The sequence below is a fragment of the Knoellia subterranea KCTC 19937 genome (genome assembly GCF_000768685.1).
GTDB classification, from domain to species: Bacteria; Actinomycetota; Actinomycetes; order Actinomycetales; family Dermatophilaceae; genus Knoellia; species Knoellia subterranea.
In genome coordinates, this window is record NZ_AVPK01000005.1 from 188513 (window position 1) to 204481 (window position 15969).

At 68.8% G+C, this 15969-nt stretch carries 12 protein-coding genes; 4 read left to right on the forward strand and 8 right to left on the reverse strand.

Annotated elements, in window-relative coordinates; genetic code table 11:
• Window positions 1-5: 5 nt before the first annotated feature.
• Entirely contained in the window at window positions 6-4313 is a 4308-nt protein-coding gene (locus N803_RS10395; RefSeq protein WP_035904890.1) for a hypothetical protein, read from the reverse strand.
• Window positions 4314-4325: 12 nt separating this feature from the next.
• Entirely contained in the window at window positions 4326-8435 is a 4110-nt protein-coding gene (locus N803_RS10400; protein ID WP_035904892.1) for a hypothetical protein, read from the reverse strand.
• A 341-nt stretch (window positions 8436-8776) separates the two neighbouring features.
• Between N803_RS10400 and N803_RS10405 the strand changes: the two genes are divergently transcribed.
• The gene (locus N803_RS10405; RefSeq protein ID WP_035904893.1) at window positions 8777-9199 is read left to right on the forward strand and encodes a hypothetical protein; all 423 of its coding nucleotides are present in this window, start codon (window positions 8777-8779) and stop codon (window positions 9197-9199) included.
• Between the two features lie 82 nt (window positions 9200-9281).
• Here N803_RS10405 and N803_RS10410 read toward each other — a convergent pair whose 3' ends face one another.
• The 4 genes from N803_RS10410 to N803_RS10420 all read right to left on the reverse strand — a co-directional run bounded on the left by N803_RS10410 (window position 9282) and on the right by N803_RS10420 (window position 12200).
• A complete protein-coding gene (locus N803_RS10410) occupies window positions 9282-10259 on the reverse strand; it encodes an AraC-like ligand-binding domain-containing protein (protein ID WP_156969738.1) in 978 nt (325 codons plus the stop codon).
• 91 nt (window positions 10260-10350) lie between these two features.
• Window positions 10351-11562, reverse strand: a complete 1212-nt coding sequence (locus tag N803_RS10415; protein ID WP_035904896.1) for an FAD-dependent oxidoreductase — start codon at window positions 11560-11562, stop codon at window positions 10351-10353.
• 15 nt (window positions 11563-11577) lie between these two features.
• A complete protein-coding gene (locus tag N803_RS18890; protein WP_169743076.1) occupies window positions 11578-11730 on the reverse strand; it encodes a hypothetical protein in 153 nt (50 codons plus the stop codon).
• 236 nt (window positions 11731-11966) lie between these two features.
• The gene (locus N803_RS10420; protein ID WP_035904897.1) at window positions 11967-12200 is read right to left on the reverse strand and encodes a hypothetical protein; all 234 of its coding nucleotides are present in this window, start codon (window positions 12198-12200) and stop codon (window positions 11967-11969) included.
• A 1037-nt stretch (window positions 12201-13237) separates the two neighbouring features.
• Here N803_RS10420 and N803_RS10430 point away from each other — a divergent pair.
• Window positions 13238-13486 (forward strand): WhiB family transcriptional regulator, encoded by a 249-nt coding sequence (locus N803_RS10430; protein WP_035904901.1) that lies wholly within the window; start codon window positions 13238-13240, stop codon window positions 13484-13486.
• Window positions 13487-13489: 3 nt separating this feature from the next.
• On the opposite strand, the gene N803_RS10435 is transcribed toward N803_RS10430, so the two are convergent.
• A complete protein-coding gene (locus N803_RS10435; RefSeq protein WP_035904903.1) occupies window positions 13490-13957 on the reverse strand; it encodes an SRPBCC family protein in 468 nt (155 codons plus the stop codon).
• Between the two features lie 163 nt (window positions 13958-14120).
• On the opposite strand from N803_RS10435, the gene N803_RS10440 reads away from it, so the two are divergent.
• A complete protein-coding gene (locus N803_RS10440; protein ID WP_035904904.1) occupies window positions 14121-14549 on the forward strand; it encodes a hypothetical protein in 429 nt (142 codons plus the stop codon).
• Window positions 14550-14586: 37 nt separating this feature from the next.
• Here the strand turns inward: N803_RS10440 and N803_RS10445 are convergent, their stop codons facing one another.
• A complete protein-coding gene (locus N803_RS10445; RefSeq protein WP_035904906.1) occupies window positions 14587-14982 on the reverse strand; it encodes a type II toxin-antitoxin system VapC family toxin in 396 nt (131 codons plus the stop codon).
• A 128-nt stretch (window positions 14983-15110) separates the two neighbouring features.
• Here N803_RS10445 and N803_RS10450 point away from each other — a divergent pair, with 128 nt between their 5' ends.
• Window positions 15111-15653: a pyridoxamine 5'-phosphate oxidase family protein gene (locus N803_RS10450; RefSeq protein WP_052112152.1), complete on the forward strand. Its 543-nt coding sequence runs from the start codon at window positions 15111-15113 to the stop codon at window positions 15651-15653.
• Window positions 15654-15969 lie beyond the last annotated feature (316 nt).

A 15969-nucleotide genomic window follows, 5' to 3' on the forward strand; every position in this document is an offset into this window, starting at 1 on the left:
CAGGATCAGAGCGGGAAGCTGTCGGCGTAGACGAGCCGCTGCCGAACCGCTGCCGAGAAGAACAACATTTCCGTTTCTCGCACCGCGTCGAACGGGTCCTCGGTGTCGCCGACGTCCGTGGGGTGGATCTCGTACTCCTTGATGAGCAACCGATACGAGAAGCCCTCACGACGCTCCGGTTCACTCACCATCGCGCTCCACGCCACGTCGCCCAGGCCGGCCTCGCCCACCGTCGCAGCGAGCTCCACGGGGTCGGACGAACGCACCCAGTCCAGGTCCGGATCGTCCCCGTCGGCGAGTCGCTCGATCTCGCAGGTCACCAAGCGACTGGCCCGGATCGACTGCGGCGTCACGCTCGTCCCACCCAGGGTTCCGACACCAACGGGTCCGGAGAGTCCCACTCTCAACCCGCGCGCCATCGGCCGCAACGTTGCCACGCGGCGCGGCAGGATCTGCGCGAAGTCAGCCATGACGACCTTCGAGATGTGGTGTCCCGCAATGGAATTCGCCTGATAACGGCACAACGCCAATCGCACGAACGGCTGATAGGCCACCCCACCGTCGACCTCGATGTCGCAGTACCAGAGGCGACGAGAGGCATCGAAGTGCGGCGTGTGTGCCACGACCGTCACCGGCGCCGCGGACGTCTCCTCGAGGGACACGCCCCCACGGACGCCTGTCCGCAGCGGGAACGACGCGACATAGGGCCCGTTCGACGCCGACCTCGACGCGAAGGCCGGGTCGGCACCGATCTTCGTGATGAGCGTGTCGGGATCCCTCTGCGGCGCCGGTGGCCACTTCAGCACAGGGTCGAGCACGACGTCCCCGATGCGCCCCATGGCGTCACTCATCGCCACGCGCAGCTCGGCTTCGCCGGCATCGCCCGCAACCTGCGTCTCGGTGAGTCCGCCGGCCCGCAGGACCCGCTCGAGCGGGGTGCCACGGCGGCCCGTCTTCACGGCGCCGGCCTCGATGACCCGGGTCGCGAACTCCTCTGCCCGCAGGCGATCCACTGCCTCGACCGTCATCCCGAGCTTCACGTCGATCGGCCACGTGAGCCAGGGCTGGTCCGTGAGCACGACGCCGAGCCGCTCGTCGTCGCCCGAGGAGTACCAGGGCCGACGCAGATAGACCCGCAGCCCGCAGTGCCGGGTCCGCTTGCGCCCGAGTCCCCCTCGCACCCCTCCACCGGCGAGGAGGTCGGCCTCCCAACGGAAGGTGGGGATGACGTAGGCAACGTCCGGAGGATCCGGTCGCCTCGAGCTCGGAACCGACAGGGTCGCGTCGGGTCCGGTTCGCTTGATCAACGACGTCCGTATGCCGTCCACGTCCTCGAACCCGTCCGTCACCTCGGGCGGGAAGTACTCGCGGAAACGGGTGGTCGCCGTCGCGGAGTAGGTCACCGTCCGGTGCTTGGTGTCCCCGAACTCGTGCCGTAGCCGGTGCGTCGGCCCCACTGCCCCCGGGTCGCGCGCCACTCCCACAGCGGCTGCGTCGTCGCGGCCCACCCGGCAGGCGTCCTCGGTCGCCTCGAGGAGGAAGTCGCCGGCATGGCCCAATCGCTCGGTCAGCGCCGGTCGACCGTCGACACCGTCGTCCGGCGCGTCGGCCAACACGTCGTCGACCTGCTGGGTCCAGCGGGCCTCGATGTCGAGGCGACCGGTGCTCTTGGCGTGCACGGCGATCGTCCCGCCGAGCGCACAGAACGTCTCGCCCGAGCCCCGGTTCATGCCGGCCGACGTCACGCCGATGACCGGGTCCGCGAGCGGCTTCTCCACCGCATGCACGATCGTCAGCTCGACCCACGGCGTGAGCAGCCAGTTGCGGCTCTCCAGCGCCTCGTGCCGACGCGCCCACCAGTCGTCGTCATCGGTGGCCCTGCGGAGCAGGTCGTACATCCCCATGAGCTCGAGGTCGGCCTCGTCGACGGCCGAGCTCACCCGGATGGTCTTCATCTCGGCCTGCGCGATGGGCACGGTGAGGGTCCCGTCCGCCGCCGACCACACGGGGAGCTCCCACGCCGCCGCGGGAGTCACGGGTGCAGGTCCCGGCCCCTCGACGAGGACGATCCGGAACGGCTGTCGGTCCCACCACTGCGCGCCGCCAGCACCGCCACCACCGGCTTCGCCCGTCGCAGGCCAGTCCTGCCGCCGGTACTCGGGCTCCAACCAGAACCGGTTGAACCGCACCCCACGGCTCAGCACGTCCGGCAGGTAGGGCGTCTCCAGCGTCGCCCCCGCCACCTCCTCCGGCAGCGCCCCTGCCTCGCGCGCGGCCACGTCGTACGCCGCCTGGATCTTCGCCGGGTCCCCACTCCCGATCGCCTCGTCGAACACCCCGTGCAGTTCCGCCAACTGCTGGGACGTCTTCGGCGGCACGACCCACCGTTCGTCCGTCGCGGCATACCCGAGCTTCGTCACCGTCACTGGTGCGAGCCCCTGGACGCGGGCCAGCGCGAGGTAGTCGTCCACCGTCATCCCCGCCGTCGACCTGATGACCATCCGTAGCTGCGACTCGCCCTCACCGAAGGCCCGTCGCGGCACGAGCATCGGTGCGGGAACCGGCTCCCAGCGCAGGAACCGCGTGGACGGACTCGCGTGCTCGTCGTCGAGGACCTCGGAGTCGAGGCTGTTCGCCGCGAGATCGACGGTCCGGGCCCGCAGCCGATAGTCGTGCCCGAAGCGCAGCGTCGGCAGGCTCCCCGGGGCAGCCCTGAAGGTCGTCTCCAGCGGCAGGCCCTGGTCAAGAGCCCTGTGCCCCAAGCGTTCTCGCGGTGTCTGCCCACCGTCGAGCTCCTCGTCCTCCGTGACGCCGCCACCGGGTCGAGGTGTCACCATGCTCCAGCCGGACCAGGACGCGATGGCCTCGTGCAGATAGAGGTCCTCGTCGCCCGGCACCGACGTCGTCGACGACCCCTTGACGAAGCCCTCGTCCTCCGCCGGCACCTTGAGGATCGTCCGTCCACCCGTTTCGGGTCGATAGGCAAAGGTCCCGACCCTCGCCACCAGCGACCGGAACTGTCCGGACCCGTCCTTCTCGGCTTCCCAGCGATACCCGCGGATCACGTCGTCCGCCCACAGATCTGCCCGTATGCCGGCCAGCTCACCCTGCGCGTGGGACCGGGTGTGGTCGAACTGTCCGACGACGGTCTCGGCGGTGTTGCGTCGAGTCACGGTCAGCCCGGCGCCGCGCAGCGCCGGCAGGGAGGCGGTCGTCGGGGCCATCGTCTCCTTCTGCGCCTTGTCCACCACGATCTGGCGGGCCACCGTGGAGGCGGTGTTCGTCGCCTTGAGGGCGGAGCCGTCGATGTCGATCTGGTGCACCCGGTACCAGTCCTCGCTCTCGAGCAGCAGCTGGCCGTCGCGGACGTCGTGTCGGCCGTCGTCACGCGTGGCCGGCACGAACCACCGCTGGTCGCGCCACTCGTAGTTCATCCAAGGAGTCGCCGTGTCGTCGTTCATCCACGGCTCGGGGTCACCCTCCACGACGACGCGGTAGCGGCGCCGACCCTCGAAGGCGGGGTCTGACGGCATACGTACGTCGATGGCCAGACCGAGCATCCGCAGGAGGTGCCCATAGTCGCCGAAGGCGGCCACGTAGTTGTGGAAGTCCAGTCCGGGTAGGTCGGGCGGCGGAGGGACGAGTTCTGGATCGATCTCCGAGGCGGGCGCGTCCCGCAACCGGTCGTCCGTGAGGCGCCGGTCGTAGAAGCGGTTCGCGAGGATGAACGCGTTGGCCCGGCTCGCGCGCGCCACACCGGAGGGCACGACCCGTCCGCGACGTCCCTGTGGTCCGCGATCGTCCTGCCCGAACCACGAGTCGAGCCGGCGCTCCTCCTCGTCGGGGAAGTCACCAATGCGCCCGAGGTCGTCCGCGAGGCTCGCGAGCAGAGGGTCGTGGATCGACGGGTGTTCGGTCGCGTGCTGCGCCGCCACCTGGCCATAGAGGGACAGGATCTCGTCGGCGATCCGGTCGGCCGGGAAGGAGTGGACCCGGCGGTCCGAGAGGTCACGCACCTCCGTCTCGTCGACGAAGACGTCACCGCCGAAAAGTCGGTCCCACGTCGCGGCGTCAGGGCTGCCGCCGCGCTCGTCGCGGGTGAGTTCGCACGTGCCGATGCCGTCGATCTCGGCGAGGAACTTCAGCCGGTCCAGGGCCGCGGCCCAGTGGCGGAAGGTCGGGAAGGAGTCGAGAGGCTCGCGCGTGCCGCCGGTGTGCAGGCGCGGAGTGACGAAGATCGTCGACTGGAGGTCTCCGGTCTCACGGTCGACACCGTTGGGCAGGAGGGTCCAGATGAGGGATTCCGTGGTCATCGCCCCGTCCTCTCAGGCCGTCGCGAACGCGTTGCAGTACTCGTCCCACGGGCGCACCCCGTGGACCTGTGTCCCCATGACCTGCTCGAAGGTGGGGTCGGCGTTGGAGCCCTTGAACTTCTTCTCGCAGGAGATCTGGACCGATGTGGAGAGGAAGCAGACCTCGACCTCGATCGTGAGGCTCGCGCGTCCCACGGCCTTTCCCGACGAGGGCTCGTAGGACAGCTCGAGGTAGAGCTCGAGCGAGGCGGAAATGAGGCCGAGGACGTCGACCTCCCCACGGAGGCGGAAGTAGCCCGCGAGCTTGCCGTCGTCCTTGCCGTCGGGGTTCGTCTCGAGCCGGAAGTAGATCCCGGCCATGCACTCGATGCTGCCGCTCGCGACGCCGAAGTCGAGCGCGACCGCCGCGCCGAACTCGAAGGCGGCCTCGAGCATCCGGCAGCGATCGGGCGTCACCGAGATGGCGAAGAACCCGCCACCCCCGAAGACCCACACGGTGAGCCGGAACGGGTTCTCCCGGGTGCAGAAGTTGAACCGGAAGTCGAGGGAGTCGCCGATGAACGGGACGTGCGCCTCGGCACCGATCGACAGGTTGGCCAGGCTGAAGACGCCGATCGAGATGTCGGGCAGGGCGAGGTCGAAGCCCGCCCGGATGCCCTGCGTGGAGACGTCGAGGTAGGGCGGGTCGGAGAACCCGTCGAAGGGGACCAGGTCCTGGAGGGCGTTGACGAAGCTCAGCGGCCCACCGAACACCATGCCGGGTTTCGCGAGGACGAGGTTGACGTCCGGCTTCTTCCCCGGCAGCAGCGTGAATTCGAGTGTCTCGACCTTGAGTTCGATGAAGGGGTTCTTGCCGAGCAGGCGCAGTGAGAAGGGCGTCATCGAGCAGACGATCGTTGCGCTCGGGTCGCCGCCGGCCGTGATCGGCGCACGGACATCGACGGACAGGTCGAGCCGACCTTGCGCGCCGGCAGGTTGGAAGAGCGGGAAGTCCTTCGGCCAGGGGTCGAGCGGGGTGGACCAGTTCATCCGGGCGTGCACCGTCTCGGGCAGGCCGGACCCGCCGAGGAACTGCTCGGCAAGGTCGAGGATCTCGGTGATCCGGCCCGCGTCCGCGAGGACCTCGGAGAGGCGGCGGACGACTTCGGCTGCGTCCTTGAGAAGGGCGGTGGGGACGGCCGCTGCGGTGGCCGCTTCTCCCTTGAGTCCCACCGTGCCGGCGGCGTCGACGACCTCGCTGATCGCCGCGCTGAGCGCGGTGAGGTCCGCGGCCAGCGCCGTGAGGGCGGCCTGTGCCGAGGCGAGGTCGCTGATGTCGGCGAATGCCGTGAGGGTTGCCTTCGCCCGCGTCTCGAGGGACGTGAGTCGGGTGCGCAGGGTGGCGACAGCAGCCTTGAGCTGGGCCACGGCCGCCTTCGCTGCTGCATCGGCAGCCGAACTCGCGGCGCTCACCCCGGCCGCCAGTCGCTGGTCGACCTGCTGCGCCAACGTCAGGATCCGCTGCACATCGCCGAGCAGGGCCGTGACCTCGTTGATCGAGTCCGCGATGAAGGACGGCATGTTGTCAGGGCTGATCTGGCCGACGAGGTCGGAGATCTTCACGGCGCCGAAGAGCTTGGCCGCGTCGAGCCCGGCGAAGAAGTCGGCGCCCTGCATGACGCCGTCCATCGCCTTGATGATGTCTCCGCCGATGGGGCCCTTGCTCCCGGAGAGTCCCGTGACGTCGAGGTTGGGCGTGACGAATCCGCCGGACCGGTCGCCCTTGCCGGTGAAGGTGAGCTTGGCCGCGGCCGCCGCCGACGTCGCCTCGAGGAAGACGTGCGTGACGTTGCCCGTCCACTCCTTCTCGAGGTAGCGCTGCGGGAGCTGCATGGGCGCCGGGGTCGCCGCGCCGGCGAGGGCGTTCATGGCGGGAACGACGACGTCGGCCTGACCGAGCACGGGCACGAACCGCGGGTCGTCCTGCGTGCGCCCGTCCAGCTGGATCGCCGCATCGAACTCGAGCCCGTCCGTCGCCAGGGTCGTGTCGAGGGCCAAACCATCCGGCGCCTTCGATGCCGCGAACGCAACTCGCTGCCCGCCGAGCGGGTGCCGACGCTCGCCCAGCGACAGACCGGCATAGAAGTCACGGACGTTCTTCAGCGACGCCGCGGACACGTTGAGTCCACGTTCGACGAAAAGCAGCGGGCCGGCATACTCGACGATGTTGTCCTCCCGGTCCGTCGCCAGGACGTGGAACGCGAACGGCACGTCGTCGATGGTGGGGATGAAGCAGAAGTTCGCGTTCGTGAGCGGGGCCGTCGGGTCCTTGGGCGGGTCGAGGTCCGGGGTGCTCCGGGTGAGCACGGACAGGGACGCCAGCGGCATCGCGAGGTCCAGCCGGGTGGGGCCGGAACCGGGGCGGTTGGGGTTCTGCCACGTCGCGCCCGTTGCGGGGAACCTGAGCGTCTGGTCGCGCACGACGATGAAGAAGCGCTGGCGCAGATAGGCGATCTTCCCCGTCATGCCCGAACCCGGTGGCGCAGAGTCGAATTGGCGCTCCGTCAGTTTGACGAGCGAGGCACGGTGGCCGAACGGGAAGAGGAATCCGGCATAGACGACCTTGACCTCGTGGTCGCGACCCATCGTGGCGCGGTGCTTCCACTCGGTGATGCTGAACGACTTGGCGGGGCGTGTGGCCGTGGCAGGGAGGTCATTGGGGAGTTCAGGGACGTCGAGGTCGGAGCGCAACCACCCGCCCAGGGCGGTGAGCATGAGCCGGTCGACCTTCGCCGGTGGTGGGGTCCACCTGGCGCGGCCTCGTCGGAGGGTGAAGTTCGACGTCTCGTCGACGAGCATCCGACGGTCGCGGGTCGTGAGCGACTTCGTCCAGTTGGGGACGTCGGTGCTTCCGGTCGCGCTCGCCTCTGCGGGCGCGAGCGGTCCGCCCTCCATGTCGCGGGCCCAGATCGCGCGGACGGTGCGGGTGCTGGCGTCGTTCTCGTCGACGGTCGGCGCGCCGTCGGGGGTCGTGGCGCGCTGCCCGAGTCGTGAGTGCCAGAGTTCGACGCGCTGGTCGTGCTCGATCGGGGTGTGGGAGTGGGTGAAGGCGCCTCCGGCGTGGGGTGACAACTGGAGTCGCCACGGCAGTTCGATGGCGGTCTCGGTGGCCTCGGGTGGGCGCGGGGCGGGGCGGGCGAGCGCGGAGATGCCTGGGTTGAGGTCCTTCGTGACGCCCCCGACCGGCCCGACTGCGACCGGCTTGACCCCGAACTCCCCGGCCACGCGCGAGATCGAGCCGATCGCTGCACTCACGCCCCGGCCGAGTCGTTCGTCGAGCCGGCGGGTCATCGCGGCGGAACGCCCGATCGACCGCACGGCCCCCGGCACGGCCAGGCCTCCCCGGGCGGTGAGCCGACCCGTCACGCGCACGGTCCGGCTCTTCTTCACGAGCTCGAACGGGATGTCGACGTCGATGCGCACCCGGTTGGTCGCGTGCGGCACGACGCTCAGCGGGAGGGTGCTCATCGCGGAGAGGAGGCCGTCGAGGGACCACTCGATCGTCTCGTCCTTGACGACGAAAGACAGGCGCGAATGCTGGCTGAGGATCGCCCGAACCGGTGGTGGAGTCGGTGCCGCGGTCGTGTTCGCCGGCGCCGGTTGCGTTGCGCCGCCGGGCAGTTCGGGCGGGCGGACCATGGTGGGGCTGGCTGCCTTCTGCGGGAACGCCTCCTCGACGAGGTGCTGCGGTGGGAAGTCGACGATCAGGTATGCCGGCTTGTTCGCCTTCCGACGTCTCAGCACCCACCCGGGTGCGTCGCCGTCACCGCCGTCGGGCCTGGCCCAGGAGAGGTTCGCGAAGCTGAAGCGCAGGAGCAGCAGGTCGCTGGTCCGCAGTGCCGTGACCGGTCGCGGCAGCAGGAACGGTGAGTCGACGTCGATGTCGATGGGTCGCTCGATGGGGATGTCGATGGGGATGTCGATGGGACGGTCCACGGGCCGGTCCACGGGAGCGTCGATCGGGATGTCGATGGGACGGTCGACCGGGCGTTCGAGCGGAGGGACCACGATGTGCGGGCTGCGTCGCCACTCGATCGGGCCGACCTTGCGCGTGGCGTCGGTGAAGTCGTTGCCGTTCGGCATTGCGCTGCCTCGATTCGGCGCTGCGGAGCCGATCGCAGGATCGACCCCGTCCCTACAGCTGCCGGGGCCGGCTCCCCGGTGTGGCGCGGCCACCCTCGGCGCGCATCCCAAACCCACTCGCCTTTCACGGTAGACCGCCCAAGGGTCGTCTCGCATCGCTTTGGCGGAGTCCGCTCCTGTCCCAGGACCAGTGCGCTCACGTGCCAGACGGTCGGCACGTCACCGGAGGACGCTCGACCTGACGCCGGTGCTGCTGGGGGCACCGGATCCTGCCATCACCACCCCGGCACCCGCCCCATGGCACGCGCCCGCGAGCCCGGGCACCAGAACAGGAGGAACCCATGAAGGTCTCGAAGCGACTGCGGCGTCCGCTGCTCGCGCTCGGCGGGGCAACTGCCGCCCTCTTCGTCGCCGCACCTGCCGCCATGGCGCACCACTGCTTCATCCCGATGTACTCCCTCAACGCTCCGGCTTCCGCCAACTGGCTCGTCTTCAGTGCCGAGGACGGCGCGGCACTCGAGGCGGGCTACACGGCGGGATGTGACGAGGCCGTGGCGGCCGGCTACGCCGCGCTCCAGAAGGCTGGTCTGCCCGTCGGCATCAAGATCTTCGAGCACATGACGATCGGTGACCCGAAGGAGACCGGTCGGATGAACCCGAACGGCGCCAACGGCAAGGGCCTCGAGTACTTCGGCGCCGGCTCCGAACTCCCCGGCATGATGGTCATGACGTGGATCAAGGGGGCCGACACGGTCGAGTGCTGAACCAGACGTGCGGTGGGGTGGGCTGAGGGAGTCCGCCCCACCGTTGCGTTCCCTCTCCGGGACCAACCCCTTGGTATGCCGGTCAGTCCAGTTGCGCTGCCGCGCAACGGTATTCGCTCGGCGTGACTCCGAACCGGGCGCGGAAGGTGCGTGCGAAGTATCCCGAGTCGTGGAAGCCGCAGGCCATGGCGACCTGGGTCACCGTGGCTGCGCCCGGAACCTCCCCGACCGCGAGCAGACCCCGGGCACGGTCGAGTCGGCGGGTCAGGACGGTGCGGCCGAAGCTCGTGCCGTGCTCCGCGAAGAGCTTGGTCAGGTAACTCACCGAGATGGACAACTCCTTGGCCACGTCGTGTGGGGTGAGCTCCGGGTCTGCCAGTCGGCGTTCGACCTGGTCGAGGGCGGCCTGGAACCGCTGCAGCCGCACGGGGGCAACGGCACCTTCGATGGTCGTGGACACGGCGAGTGAGACGAGCCCGAGAAGCACGTCTGAGATGCCGTGGGCCTCGCGGGCCGTCAAGGGGTTCTTCTGCTCAGCCAGGGTCTGGATCGCGGTGGCGGCGATGGCTCCGGCTCCCGAATCACCCTTGATGACAACACAATTCGCCTGGGACGGATCGGCGAGCAGAGGGTCGAGGCTGGCCCGCGGAATCGCGATCGAGATCTGTTCGAAGGGCGACGCGAAGCCGAGCGTGAAGGGGCGATCGCCGTTGACGAGGACGAGGTCGCCAGGACCCGTGACGCTCATCCGTCCGTCCTGCATGGCCATACCGGACCCGACGAGCGGCAGGTTGAGGAAGTAGACGCCGTTCGCACCCTGCGCGATGTGGCGGGCCGAGTGCTCCACCACTTGGGCGCCCGTGGCGAGCCACGCGACACCCAGATCGGCGACCCTCCGCATGGCGCAACTCGCGAGCAGCCCATCGACCACATGGTCTCCTGGTGGCCGGCTCAGGGACACGGGCGCAAACGCCTCGCACGCCACGTGCTCCCACGCCGCGAACTGGTCACGGACCGGGACGTCATGGGTGCTCCAGACACGTTCGGCCACGCCGAGCATGTCCACCAATGTAGGACTGGCCAACCCTGTGCCGCAGGCGAATCGGGCAGATCGGAGCGGAGCGGTCCGGCGCCTCTGAGCTCGTTGGCCCTCAGTCCTCGGGTGTCCAGTGCGCGAGCTCGGCGAGCACCTCGTTGAATGCCTCCGTGCTCGACGGGTGCGTCCAGATGCCGTTCATCAGCTCGTCGGCAGTGACACCGGCGCGCATCGCGAGGGCGACGAGGTTGACCAGCTCCTGCGAGTCGATGCAGAACAGGCTCGCGCCGAGCACCTCGCGTGTCCCCGCGTCGACGGTGAACGTGATGACGCCCTCGGCGTCGCCGACGATCTTCGGTCGCGGCATGGCGGCGAGCTTCGCAACGGGCTTCGCGGCATACAGGACTGTGTGGCCGGCGGCCACGGCCTCGGCCGGTGACATACCCACGGACGAGAGCGGCGGAGTGATGAATGTGTTGTGCGGCAACGCAATTCGGTCGCTCGTGGTGCGCTCACCCTTGCCCATGAGCTGGTCCCAGACGATGCGGTTGTCGTCGAGGGAGATGTAGGTGAACTGTGGCCCGCCGTTGACGTCACCGACGGCGAAGACCCCGTCGACGTTGGTGCGGAGGTGGTCGTCGACGGTGATGAAGCCTCGTTCGTTCGTCTCGATGCCGGCCTTGTCGAGCCCAAGATCTGACGTGGCGGGAGTCCGCCCGACGGCGACGAGGACGGCGTCCGCCTCCACCTTTGCGTCGCTGCCGTCGACAAGCACCTGTATGCCGTCCGCGGACTTCTCGATGCCCGCCACCTTGACGCCGTTGCGGATCTCAACCCCACCGCGAACGAGGAGGTCGTGGGCCGTCTGGGCGACGATCGGCTCGGCCTTCTCGAGGAAGGTCTCGCTGGCGTCGAGCACGGTGACGTCGGAGCCGAACAGTCGGAACATGTTCGCGAACTCGAGGCCGATGAACCCGCCACCGATGACGGCGAGGCGCTTGGGGAAGGGGTCGATGTGCTGGATCGTCGTGGAGTCGTGAACGCCGTCCAGGTCGATGCCCGGCAGGTTCGGGCGGGTCGGCGACGTGCCGGTGCCGATGATGATGTTCTCCGCCGTGACGACGACGTCTCCGTCGCGGGTCTCGACGGTGACTTCCTTGGGGCCGGTGAAGCGCGCGTGCCCGTCGAGGAGGGTGGCCTGGCCCTCGAGCATGGAGTGGTTGGCGGCGTTGAGCTTGCTGATGAGGGCGTCACGGTCGGCGACTGATGCGGAGAAGTAGGCCTGCGGCTCGTCGGTCGGGCGGCGGGCCTCGGCCGAGACGACCAGGTCCTTGGTGGGGACTCAGGCGACGTTGATGCAGGTGCCGCCGTACATCATCGGGTCGCGCTCGACCAGTACCACGGACTTGCCGGCGGCGGCGTAGCGCTTGGCCAGGGTCTTGCCCGCCTTGCCCCAGCCGATGACGAGCAGGTCGACGTGCAGTGGTTCGGTCATGGGTGCGCTCCTCGCGTGGGTCGGTGGCGGGTCGTCAGTTCACTCTTCTCGCAGCATGGCACGACCGCGGGGTGGCGTCCCGTGGAGGGCGCGAGCTCGCGGGCTGGCGCGACGGTGATCAGCGTGACGGGGGCGAGCTCTGTGGGGGTCGGCAAATGACGTGCCTTTGCTCCACCAGATGACGCAAGCCCCGGTCCGGCTCGAGCCCGGCCTCACGTCGCTGAGTGAGCCGCGAGTCAGCCGCCGACCTGAGAGCTGTACTCCGGACACTGAAAGGCAATCGCCGAGATGGCCACCTTCGCGGCGGTGTCGCCCTCGAGCCTGAACTCGTCCTTCAGCCACGGGCCCACGTCTCCCGGCTTGCCGGACTCGATCCGGGTGCACGTGCCGGCCGCGAGTTCGTCCATCCGGGCGCTCTCGTCCATCCCGGCTGCCTTCGCGACGGCGTAGAACGCGATCTTGGCTCCCATGGCCTTGCCCACGTCCTCGGCGGTGAGTCCCGTTGGCGAAGGAGACGTGGACGGTGAGGGTGACGAGGGCGCCTCGGTCGGGGTCGAAGCGGTGCTCGCCGTCTAGGGTGTCGGCGTCGTGGTGTCCGTCTTGTCGGCGGCGGGCGAGCAAGCGGTCAGAACGGCTACGAGGAGGCACAGCGGCAGCGCGACTCGGGTCATGGTCGCAGTCTCCAACACGTTGCCTCCCGCCGCAGGCTGACTCCTGGCTCTTTGCCGCTCAACGTGAAGCAAAGGCACGTCCCTACCGAACACCCCACGAGCCCGCCGCGGGGGCTCACCCGACCACACACCCACGAAGAACGGTTCACGACAGACCCACCACAGCCCGACGAGACCGACGAGACCGACGACGATGCCCGGAACCCGCATGTTGAATCCCTCTCGGATGCCCATGACGCAGAGGGTGAGGGCTCCCGCGGCCAGGCCAGCGTCGAGGCGTTGGTGTGCAACCACTCCGCCCGCCAGGCGTGGACGCCCCACGCGGTCTGACCCCCGAAGGTGCCCTTCCGCAGTGACGGCAACTCGCGCGTGAATGCGACGGCGACGGCGACGGCCAGCGCTGCGGTGAGGACGACTCCCACTGCCGTGTAGGTAATCAGCACCTGGAGGAGGGGGTTGTGCCGGTCGATAACCCACGCGGTCGCGACGACCCCCGCCCCCAGAAGGGCGAGCACGGCATACATCGTCACGGTGCTCCACTTGTCCTTGCCCGTGAACGGCACTGCGGCTGGGAGTGGCACGCGCGCAACGCTAACCGATCCCGACGAGACGACCAGTTCTGCTCGAGCCGACCATGCAGAAGTGGTCGCCTCCCGCAGAAGTGGTCGTCTCGCGGTGGGGACTGATGGCCCCTCCGGCACCGGCATGAACCCCTGTCCTGAGGTAGCCCTCACGCACGAAATACGGCACCTGACCGATGTGACGCGCTACCTCAGGCGACGACCGTGGACTCGTCAGCAACCGCTGGCGCCGGCCCCGGTCAGGAAGGTCCAGCCATGAACACCGCGATGCGGCTCCCGTGTCAGGAGCGGCCCGACGACCTGTGGTTCGCGGATGCCCCCGACGAGGTCGCGCTCGCCCAGGCCCTGTGCCGTGGCTGCCCGGTCCGTCGTGCCTGCCTCGAGGACGCCCTCGATCGCGGGGAGCGTTGGGGTGTGTGGGGCGGCGAGATCATCCACGACGGCGTGATCGTCGCCGTGAAGCCGCGGGTCGGTCGGCCACGCAAGGACTCCACCGCGGCCTGAGAGCTAGTTGTCGGGTTGGTGTCCGAACGACGCCTGCAACGCCTCGACCGTCGTCGTCCGCTCGCGCACCGCCATCCAGCGCAGCAGCGGCGTCACCGGCCGATAGATGCCGCGCGTCTCGAGTCGCGCGTGGTGGTGCACCAGAGTCGTGTGGTCACCTTTCGCCTCGAGCCGGTATGCCGGCCAGCCCTCTGCGACGACCTTCCCGCCTTGCGTTGTCCACCAGTGGAAGACGAGGCGTGTGGGTGGTTCGAACTCGGAGATCTCACCGGGTGTCGGCCCGGCCAGGGTGCGGTCGAGGTAGGTCGTGCCGAGTCGAGGTGGGCCGGACGTCGTCTGCTCGGAGTGGCGGCGGATGCTGCCGCGCTTCGGCATCCACGCGTCATAGCCGTCGATGTCGGCCAACCGGGCGAACACGTCGGCGACCGGCGCGTGGACCACGCGCGCCAGTTCGAACTCGACGACGCCCATGTTTCAGCGTCCTCCCATTCGACTCCGAACTCAAGGCCTCAACAGTCCATTGACCAGCGGCGCCGAGGTCGAAGTCTGCGATTTCGTGGGTTCCGTTCATCGTCTGGGCGTTCTTGGGTGGGCGGGAACAGCGTGTCCATCCAAGAACGAACCCAGGAGTGTCGTGACCAGCACGACCGACACCGGCCGAAGCACGACCCGATTTCGCAGGATCGCGAGGACTGCGGCCGCCGCAACCCTGGCTCTGGGCGTCCAGTTCGCCGGGGGCGGTCCCGCGGACGCCGCCACGAAGTTGCTCTTCTCGTCGCCCGGCAACTTCGGCATCTCGGCCTGCCGGACGTCCACCACCGCGGTGAAGTTCACGGTGCACAACTACTCGTCACTGCCGATCTACCGCGTGAGCATGCGCACCATCTACGGGAACGGCACCTACGTCGAATACATCCCGGGCTACTACGCCTCCAAGACCCAGTACTGGCCCCAGAAGATCGATGACGGGCGCCGCTACGTGCATCTTCGGCGCACGAACACCAGCAAGGAGGTGGCCATGGGTTCCTTCTACATCGCCAAGGCGTACCTCCCCTACTGCTGAAGGAAGGGAGAGCGTCGCCACCGCGCCCGACCTCGGTTCAGCGGCGAGTGGGAGCGACGACGTGAACGTCGGCTCGGTGACCTGATGCGGCCAACTTCGCATCGCAGGTCAGGAGAGGCACATCGAGGGCCTCGGCGAGGGCGAGGTACGACGCGTCATAGGCCGTGAACTGGTGCCGGAGGCCCCAGACCCGATCCGCGAGCGGGGCCAGCTCCTGCCGGTGGATGGTGAACTCGAAGAAATCGTGACGGGCCTGCTCGGCTGCGTGTGCGTCGAGTCGCCGCCCCAGCAGCAAGCCGCGCAGAACGGACAGGACCTCCACGTCGAGGAGGTGGGGTGCCGCCAGCTCACCGCTCAGGGCGTCGAGGAGTTGAGGCTCCGGGTCGAGTCCGACGAGGGCCTCGACCATCGCCGACGCGTCGACGACGATCAACGGCGTCCGGACTCGAGCGCGTCGAGGATGTCGGTCGTGCTCGCTCCGGCCGTGCGATCGCGCTCGCGCAGTAGCGCGAACGGGTTCTCGTGGCCGGCGGTGTCGGGGGTCGGGCATAACGTCGGTCCATGGACACCACGGCAGCAGCACCCGGATCCTCCTCGGACGCACCCGCCACGCCCTCAGTCGACCGTCCCGTGTTTCCCGACGGCTACGGCATCCCCGAGACCACTGACGGTCAGCTCACCTGGGCTGACGTCGAGCCGCGGCTGGTGCAGTCGTTGCACTACTGGATCAGCAGCGTCCGACCTGACGGCACACCGCATTCCGTCCCGCGGTGGGGAGTCTGGGTCGACGGAAGGTTCTGGTACGACGGGGCGCCGACCACCCGGCATACCCGCAATGTCGAAAAGAACCCGGCCGTGACGCTCACCCTCGAGAGCGGCACCGAGGTCGTCATCATCGAAGGCGAGTCGGTCGCGACCCGGGCGGACGCCGAGGGTTTGGGCGCGCGGTTGTCGGAGGCGTTCGGGAAATACAAGGACAGCGGCTACTCCCCCGGGCCGGACTCGTGGTCGGGTGAGGACGGCGGCGGCCTGCGGGTCATCACACCGAAGCGGGCCATGGCGTGGTTCGCGTTCCCGAAGGACTGCACGCGCTTCACCTGCTGATGGCGCGGTCTTGTCCACAGACGGTTGGGGACAACATGGGGACAAGTGGGCTACGCGGTGGACAACGGTGCGTGTGTTGTGGACAAACCGTGGCGTGGCTGTGGACAGAAATGGAATTCGAGAAAGTTCTCGAAAGCCCTTGTGGCACAACGCAATTGGGGCGTAGAACTCTCTTACGCACTCCCCTCGGGGAGAGCGGGACAGCTCGGAAACGAACGTCCGCACAGGTGGTTCGCCCCCCTGCGAGAGCCAGGTGACGTAGGCACTCGGGACCAGAAGAGAAGAGCAGTCGATCGGGATCGTCACATCGACCGAT